Source organism: Segatella sp., assembly GCF_977051555.1.
Genome location: NZ_CDRSSE010000073.1, coordinates 1 through 9,018, shown reverse-complemented (window position 1 = coordinate 9,018; position 9,018 = coordinate 1). Strand labels below are relative to the sequence as shown.

8 protein-coding genes are annotated in these 9,018 nt (G+C 44.7%); all 8 read right to left on the bottom strand.

Annotated features, from left to right (window positions below; all coding sequences use genetic code 11):
* Window positions 1-411 precede the first annotated feature (411 nt).
* Window positions 412-957, bottom strand: a complete 546-nt coding sequence (locus ACWJAO_RS12840) for a 2-oxoacid:acceptor oxidoreductase family protein (protein WP_006848319.1) — start codon at window positions 955-957, stop codon at window positions 412-414.
* Window positions 958-1,021: 64 nt separating this feature from the next.
* A complete protein-coding gene (locus tag ACWJAO_RS12835) occupies window positions 1,022-1,786 on the bottom strand; it encodes a thiamine pyrophosphate-dependent enzyme (protein WP_287599555.1) in 765 nt (254 codons plus the stop codon).
* Entirely contained in the window at window positions 1,783-2,865 is a 1,083-nt protein-coding gene (locus tag ACWJAO_RS12830) for a 3-methyl-2-oxobutanoate dehydrogenase subunit VorB (RefSeq protein WP_449140542.1), read from the bottom strand. The genes ACWJAO_RS12835 and ACWJAO_RS12830 overlap by 4 nt, the downstream gene beginning before the upstream one ends.
* A 3-nt stretch (window positions 2,866-2,868) precedes the next feature.
* Window positions 2,869-3,099 carry a 4Fe-4S binding protein gene (locus tag ACWJAO_RS12825; protein ID WP_022120396.1) on the bottom strand — a complete coding sequence of 77 codons (231 nt, stop codon included), beginning with the start codon at window positions 3,097-3,099 and terminating at the stop codon, window positions 2,869-2,871.
* A 69-nt stretch (window positions 3,100-3,168) separates the two neighbouring features.
* Window positions 3,169-3,348, bottom strand: a complete 180-nt coding sequence (locus ACWJAO_RS12820; protein WP_006848323.1) for a tetratricopeptide repeat protein — start codon at window positions 3,346-3,348, stop codon at window positions 3,169-3,171.
* 193 nt (window positions 3,349-3,541) lie between these two features.
* Complete coding sequence (locus ACWJAO_RS12815; RefSeq protein WP_153086039.1) at window positions 3,542-4,837, bottom strand: MATE family efflux transporter; 1,296 nt, start codon at window positions 4,835-4,837, stop codon at window positions 3,542-3,544.
* Window positions 4,838-4,928: 91 nt separating this feature from the next.
* Entirely contained in the window at window positions 4,929-7,079 is a 2,151-nt protein-coding gene (locus ACWJAO_RS12810) for a hypothetical protein (protein WP_449140541.1), read from the bottom strand.
* A gap of 35 nt (window positions 7,080-7,114) precedes the next feature.
* Window positions 7,115-8,962 (bottom strand): transglutaminase domain-containing protein, encoded by a 1,848-nt coding sequence (locus ACWJAO_RS12805; protein ID WP_449140540.1) that lies wholly within the window; start codon window positions 8,960-8,962, stop codon window positions 7,115-7,117.
* Window positions 8,963-9,018 lie beyond the last annotated feature (56 nt).

Sequence of the window (9,018 nt, the reverse complement as noted above, 5' to 3'; positions counted from 1 at the left end):
AAGTTGTGCGCCCTTACGTTCGGGCTACGCCCTCTCTACAGGGCGCACAACTCTATCTGCTTGCAAAGGTAATCATTTTCCATCAGTTTTCCACCTTTCTGTGTCTACTTTTTGAGGGGCAGCAACTTGAAACTGAATATTAATCGTTTCCATCTTATTCCTTTCTTTTAAATTAACGTCACAAAATTAACGAAAAGAATTGGAAATGCCAAAGAAAAGAGCGACTTTCTTTAGTTTAAGATATGAAAAACATTCAACAACAGTTTTTGAATGTAGCAAACTACATGATGCAAATTAAATATATAATCTGCAAGATGCATCATTTTTTCCTTTTCAACCCAGCCTAATAAAACAAGGGAGCGAACTGCATCGCAACGCAATCCGCTCCCTTGTTTATGCTGATAGTTGAAATTAATCTACCTTTTCTATAATCTTCATTCCCTCTTCCACTGCCTGCATGTTCAGCGGAATCAAACCATGATGGCGCTCTGGCAATGACTTGTAGAGTGCCTTGTTCAAACCATCGGTGCTCACAACAGGACAAACCTTCAGCAGACCGCCCAAAACAATCATATTGAACACCTTGGAGTTTTTCATCTCGGCAGCCTTGTCCATCGCATCGATACGATAAATGGTGATGTCCTTGCGCTGAGGAGGATTCATCACACCATAGCCGTCATAAATCAGGATGCCGCCGGGCTTAATCTTCGGCTCAAACTTGTCGAGCGATGGCTGGTTGAGCACGATGGCTACATCATAATGGCTCAGGATAGGCGAAGAGATGCGACTGTCGCTCACAATGACCGTTACATTGGCTGTACCGCCACGCTGCTCTGGTCCGTAAGCAGGCATCCAGGTTACCTCCTTATCCTCCATCAGTCCTGAATAAGCCAGAATCTTTCCCATCGAGAGAACGCCCTGACCGCCAAAACCGGATATAATGATTTCTGTCTTCATTGTTCTATTATTATATTAGAAGAGCAAATCGTTCTTCCTTCGTTATTCACTCTTCGTTCTTCACTTACATTCCCGTTGTATCCTTCAGGTCACCCTTAGGATACTGCTTAAACATGTTATCTTCCATCCACTTGTTAGCCTCAACAGGTGAGAGTTTCCAACCGCTGTTGCAGGTAGAAACAATCTCTACCAGGCTGGAGCCCTTGCCCTGCATGCTTGCCTCGAACGCCTTGCGGATAGCCTTCTTTGCCTTCTTGATGCTTGCCACGGTCTCCACACTTTGACGGGTTACATAACAAGTACCCTGCAGATGACTTGCCAACTCGGTAATATTGAGTGGATAACCATGAAGATCAGCCTCTCTACCATAAGGACAGGTAGCAGTCTTCTGACCCAACAGGGTGGTTGGCGCCATCTGTCCACCGGTCATACCATAGATGGCATTGTTGATGAAGATGATGGCGATATGCTCACCACGGTTCAGGGCGTGAATAGTCTCGCAAGTACCGATGCACGCCAGGTCGCCATCGCCCTGATAAGTAAAGACGAGGCGGTCAGGCCACAAGCGCTTGATACCTGTAGCTACAGCAGGTGCACGGCCATGAGCAGCCTCCTGCCAGTCAATATCCAAATAGCGATAAGCAAAGACAGCGCAGCCCACCGGACATACGCCTACCGTCTTATCCTCCATGCCCATCTCCTCTATAACCTCGGCAACGAGCTTATGAACTACGCCATGCGAACACCCCGGGCAATAATGCATCGGGGTATCGTTCATCAGTGTAGGCTTCTTATATACCAGATTCTCTGGTGAAATTATATCATTCATTTTATTAACTTCTTTAATGCTTCAACGATTTCCTCCGGCTCCGGTACGATACCGCCCAGACGACCAAAGTGCTCCACAGGAGTCTGACCATTCACAGCCAGTCGCACATCCTGAACCATCTGACCGGCATTGATTTCTACAACCAGAATGCCCTTCTTGGTCTTGGCGAGTTCATGAATCTCCTTTTCAGGGAAAGGCCAGAGGGTGATAGGACGGAACAATCCTACCTTGATGCCCTGCTCACGCGCACTCTCGATGCTCTTCTCGGCAATACGTGCCGCACTACCGAAGGCTACGATAACATAGTCGGCATCATCCATCTGCTCGGTTTCATAACGAACCTCGGTTTCACGAATCTTTCTGTATTTCTCCTGAAGAGCAATATTGCGCTCCTCCATCACCTCAGGCTTGAGTTCCAGAGAGGTCATGATGTTAACAGGACGATTCTTCGGACGGCCGATAGTAGCCCAAGGGCATTCCTTCGCAATCTCCTCCTCGGTACGTCGAGGCTTGACAGGAGGCAGAACCACCTTCTCCATCATCTGACCAATGACACCATCGCTCAGAATCATCGCAGGATTGCGATACTTGAAGGCAAGCGTAAAGGCGAGATCTACGAAATCAGCCATCTCCTGAACAGAAGCAGGAACCAGCACGATTACATTATAGTCGCCATTACCACCACCACGGGTAGCCTGGAAATAATCACTCTGGGATGGCTGGATGGTACCCAGACCCGGTCCGCCACGCTGCACGTTGACGATAACGCCCGGAATCTCAGCACCAGCCATGTAAGAGATACCCTCTTGCATCAAAGCCACACCCGGACTTGAAGAAGTGGTAATGACACGCTTACCGGCACCGGCGCCACCATAAACCATGTTGATAGCCGCCACCTCACTCTCAGCCTGCAGAACCACCATACCCGATGTTTCCCATGGCTTGAGCAGAGCCAGCGTCTCTATAATCTCACTTTGAGGTGTGATAGGATAGCCGAAGAAACCATCCGCACCACATCTGATACAGGCATGGGCTATCGCCTCATTGCCTTTCATTAATGTAACTTCCTGATTTGCCATTATTTAGTCCTCCTTCTTACGATAAACAGTGATACAGCCGTCCGGACAGACGATGGCGCACGAGGTGCAACCAACGCATGCTTCAGGTACAGCCGCCTCTACATAACGGTAACCATGCACATTGACTTTTTTCTCTGCCAATGCGATGACATGCTGAGGACAAGCCTCCACACAGAGCGAGCATCCCTTGCAACGCCCGGTGTCGACTACAATAGCCCCTTTAATCTTACTCATATTCTAATTTCTTACTAATTATCTTTACCATTGGAGTAAACAAAGCTCCTGCTGTCCACATGTCGGTTGTTATGGATTGTAGTAGTCTTTGCAATAAAAGCTCATGATATCATCCAACATCTCCTTGGCTGCTACGGCAGGGCTCTCCGGATCGAGGGCAATGGCCTCCATATAACAGTCGAGGGCACGCTTAAAGTCGCCTTGCTTGCGCCAGGCATTACCTTGCTGATAATATTCTTCTGCTGTCATTTACTCTTTTTCTTTTAAGTTTGGCTCTGCGAAATTACTAATTTTCGGCTAAGAAAAAGAATATAAGCCTAAGATTTAAACTATATTAATGTAGTTTTTCACAAAAATGCGCACACTATAATTCAGTGTGCAATTTTTATGAAAGATGTGCATTATTTCTACTAATATATTCTATAAAAACACAATTCGCCATTTACCGAAGTTTTTTACGGTAAATGACGAACAGTACGATTCCCCGCAACAGGAGGTAGAGAATGAAGGCCAACCACAGGGCATGATTGCCCAGAAAAGGATGCAAGCCGAAGAACAGACCGAAGAACGAAGCCGAGGCTACGGCGGTAGAACAGAGCATCGACTTAGACTGGGTGATGCCTACAAAGATGCCATCGAAAACGAATGCCGACATGCCCGAAAGCGGAATCAGCACAGCCCACCAGAAATATTCGCCCGATGCAGCTATCACCTGCTTATCGCTCGTGAGCAGAGAGAGGAAATTCTCGCCACCCACTATATATAATAAGGTGAAACCTACAGCCACGACAGCTCCAAACCCCATCGTTCTTCTAACCACCTCGCGGAATGCCCCCATGTTTCGGGCTCCATAATACTTGCCGCTCAACGCCTCTGCCGCATAGGCAAAACCATCCATAAAATAAGAGAAGATGGTAAAGAGCGTCATCAGCAGCGTATTCACAGCCAGCACGATAGTACTCTCCCTGGAACCTGCCGCCGTAAAGAAGAGATTCACAGCCACCAGACAGAGGGTGCGGAGAAAGATATCCTTATTGAGCGAGAAAAACTGCTTCAGCGGTTCGGCAGCAAAGAGATGCCGGCGATAGTCATACTTGCTTAACCGGCGATAACAGATGCGATAGAACAGACATGCCATCAGGAATCCCCACCATTGGGCAATGACCGTTCCGAGCGCCACGCCTTCTACCGTCATACCGCCGACAAAGACCAGCAGCAGAGAGGCTATGATGTTCACCACATTCTGCGTCAGCGATACCATCATCGGAATGCGCGTGTTCTGCATACCGATAAACCAGCCCGTAAATCCGTAGAGTCCGAGCACTGCCGGGGCTCCCCAGATACAGACATAACAGTATCTCCGTGCCAGTTCCACGACATCCGCTTCCGGTGACATCGCCCAGAGTCCGCAGCCTATCAGCCATTTCTGGAGAACGAAGAACAGCACTCCTATCCCCACACCGATACTCAGAGAGCGCACCAGGAGCCTCAGCACCTCAGCCAAATCTCTCCTTCCCAAAGCCTGCGAAGTCATTCCGCTGGTTCCCATTCTCAGGAATCCGAAAAGCCAGTAGATGACATTGAAGAGCATCGACCCCACGGCAATGGCTCCGATGTAAGCCGCATCGCCGATATGCCCGACGATAGCGACATCAACCAAACCCAAAAGCGGTACCGTGATATTGGATATTATCGACGGCACCGCTAATTGTAATATTCGTTTATTCACCTTTTTCAATTCTTAAACCTCATTTAGTTTTACCGGCATATGACCTTCAAGCTGTAACCACCTCTTTTTAATACAAAAAATATACTCAATAAACTTACATTCATTTCGCTATTACCATCTGCTTATCAGCGAAAGCGCTACAAGCGTCAACCAAAGCCAACAGTTTGCTCCAGTTTGAGACAGGTTCCACTCTATGAGCAAAACATTTGCGCACATACACTTTTACACTTTCATTTCCAGCGGTAGCCTTAACCGTGAATTCTCCACACTCATTAGCCACCGAAGTCTCAATCTTCTTTAATGCTTCAGCAGAGACCTTATATCCTTGCGGCAACGGAATCTCTATATTCCATTCATCAACAAACGCCATCTTGCGCCAAACATCATCGATACGCTCTCGATCCTTGCCTTCTAGTTTCAACGAACTTCCTATTAACTTACCTACCGACAACAAATAGTTATTTCCAGCTCGTTTCACCATTCCATCCATCACATAATCTACATGATAAACAAAGTTAGAACTATCTCGACGGATTCCCACGCAATCTACTCCATAGCCACCGACTTGCACAGGATCACCATCGTGATAACTACTGATTTCAGCCTTAAACGGATCTATGGCATTTTTCCGATATTCATTGAAAGCTCCTTTTAATTCAGCAGATTCCTTCTTAGTATAACAAGAGTACGGATCTTTGTCATCGTATTTCAAATATCGCCAATAAGCTTCAAGTTGGCTTGAACCAAAAAGCGTGTTATCAGGACTCACCAAAGACTGACCGTACATTTTCTGTTCACCCGAATAAGTTACCTTCCTACTGATATCAAGTTTAGTACCATCAAGTTTAACCACCATATCATTCACCGACTTATTGTCTTCAGCTTGACTCACAGGTATCGTTATTTGTTCCTCGGAATCTTGCATATACGCCTTTCTTCCTTGATATATATAAGGTATCTCGGAAGCAACCTTAGGATAAGTCCCAGGGAAGTAGTACACATCAGTTCCCTTAAGGCGGAAGAACCAAGATGTAGAATTATAATTAATCAGTTTATCAACAGGCAATGCACCAAACGGAGTGGTAATGCCCATTTCTATTTCCACGCCCAATTTACGCAAATAATTTGCCACTGTATTAAAAACCCTCTGAGAAGCTCCCCTACTAACATACTCAAAAGAATAAATACGGTCAGCTTTCTCCTCGGCAGACATCCCCTCTTTTTTGGCAGACTTGAAGACGCTCTTGTACGTACTAGGAAGACCAGCAGGAGAATATCCCCCCTTAGACACATAAGATTTCAGCAATTTCCAATCGTCTTGCAGGATTGGTGTTACATCAGGATTACCTCGAACACCTTTTTGGCGCATAGCTTTCTCTACTACTGCCACTTTAGCCTTGGTCGGGGTAATATACATCTCTATAAAAGGTGACTGCTCCAAAGGATTATACCAAATGGATGATTCTGCATCTACCGGCTTATCCATAACCATATCAAGCACTGCATTTTTGTCCTTGTCTGTGGTCTGAGTAAAATCAGGGGCACCATTCATCGTCCGATAGACGGTGGCCAGACTTTGGTCTAGCACACAGTGAACCTTGGTATAAAGGACAGGTTCGTCTTGACGAAGAACAAAATAGAAAGGATCCAGCTGTTGTTCCTGTGTATCTATTTGGTCTAGAGAAAAGACATCAATACAATCTCCCACTTCCAAACCAGGCACAGCTATCTTCTGACTCAAGTCCTTGTCATTTTTGCCTTCCTTGACATCTACATAGTCATCTAAACTTACTTCCTGTACGTTACCATTCTTCTTTATAACACGAATGCCAAGCACCGTTTGCGTTTTATGATGATATCCCCAGGTCCACTTTCTACTTTTCGTTTTAAAAGTAAACTCAGAATAATCCTTCAACGCCTTTTTGTCATTGATTTGAATTAACATACGCTCCATATCCGTACAGTCTATCTGACGAGTAAGGCGAAGATTGAGCACCAGATCAGCCGTTGCCTTACGATAATAATCCGTGCTCAACTCCCGATAATAAGATAGTATGACGGCCGAAGCATTCTTGTATCTGTCGGGAACCGTTCGTTTTTGAAAGTCAGCAGGCGTACTGCTCCAAACTTCTTGCCGCACCTTTTGCGCCAACTTCAAATAATCAGCTTTCTCGTCAGCATTCACTGACAACGTCAAGAGCTGTACCAACAGAATACTGAAGACAACTCTGATTACTTTAATCTTTCCCATAATTCAACTTTTTGACTATGAATAATACATTTAACTCATTTTTCCTTTAATACTACTTGCTCATTACAAGCTGCTCCCCAATCACTTATAATCTTATTCCAAGCAGGGATTTCACTTCGCGGAACACGTCTGTGGTGTATTACACACTCCTTATGCATAACAATCTGATTGCCTGTTTGAGAATAAGTGCGACAAAAATCAACCCATGCAGTATGAATCTGATAAGGTGCGGGGAGACTACTGACCTCCATTTTCTCTGGAATCAAAATCTTTACATCACGTACTTCCTTAGACCGCAAGTCTATCATGTAATCGGAAACCCGTTTGGCTGTATCCACTGGAGTCAGAAAAAGGCTCTCATCGAGATTGGCATCTAAATAAACACTACCGTCAACCAGTTGCCCAGCTCCCTTTTTCATAAAAAAAGCAGTGATATTCAAAGACTCATCCCGAGGACGATTTCCCGTCATCACTATATCCCCAATCTTATCCAATCGTTCATCAACCCCCATCGCTGCCACCAAGGCCTTCTCTTTTTCATCTTGTGCCGTAGCGTCATTCCCCACTAGTATCCAAGACTTCATATCGCCCTTCCATTTAGAGTATAATTTTCCCTTTATATCGTAGTTTCCATCATCCCCAAATTCTAAGGTTGTCTGATATGTTATAGAAGAAAAGCAAGAATCAGCAGCCAGCTCAGGTAACTTATTCATACGAAAGCTATCTGCGTCTTCTACCAAAGCCATCCTTCCTTGTATATTGTCTGGCACATAGCCTAGAGGAACATATGGATTCGTAGCATCCAGATAATAGGGCTTTCCCTGATAGAAAACCGTACATATCGCATGATCAATAGATGCTATAGAAGGATTTTCCTGCAAAGAATAAGGTACATCCCATGTCCCTATATCTGTTTGACGAGCATCAAAGCCTTGCGCCTTAAGCAAGGTTTTGAGCAAAAGAGCCATAGCCTTGCAATCACCATAACGCTTACGAATAGTTTCAGCAGGTGTTGCCGGTTGATGGGCAGAAATGCCTGCCTCAAAAGCCAAATATCTGATATTCTGCTGTACCCAGGCATAAGTATTGGCTATCTTGTCATAATCGTTTTTTGCCCCTTTCTGTATCTCTCTTAGTATTTCTTCTTGATTAGGAATAGAGCAATCCACATTAGCCAACTGATGAGACCAGACAAACATATCTTTCAGACTTTGGAATGCTCCCAACACCAAGAGATGAGGAGCACTATATCCCCAAGATGGAGAATTAGGTTCTCTCAGCTGTGCAGGTAAGGAATGAATCACATAAGTAAAAACGGAATCTCCCTCTGCATTACATGTAGTACTTTTCTCTATACCAGCAGGAAGATTATATTCTTTTATCCGAAACTGCTGGAAGGCTTTTGGCTTGATTACCTCTATCTTCTTATGCTCTACATAATTAGCTTCACACAAAGGAATAGTTGTAAAATAAATAGGATTGAGATAGGTTCGAGTAAAAGAAGCCTTCAGAGTCTTGCCAACCTTTGGAATCTGATAGCTAAAGTAGCAAATCTTGGTATCATCGTAAAAGACATTACGAGGAATGGCTGACTTGTATTGTGCATACCCCTTACACTGTGCCTTGTCCAAACGAATAAACTCTCCGTAATAAGCACATGGTTGAACCAGAGCGGAATATTGGGTTACACCATACTCATAATCCGTAGTGTTAACAACAATAGTCTTACCTGCGTCATCAGTTTTGAAGACGTATCTATCATTGCATTGCAATATATGCACATTGTCATCAGCTTTTTGAGCCGAGATGGGTTGCAAAAAAGCGAAGAGCAATACCAGCATACTATCTAAATCAGCAAGTCTGTATTGGATCATTTTTCTCATTTTCATTATACTCTCCTTTTTTTATTTATTCAGTTTGCAAAAATAAGAAAAAAAAA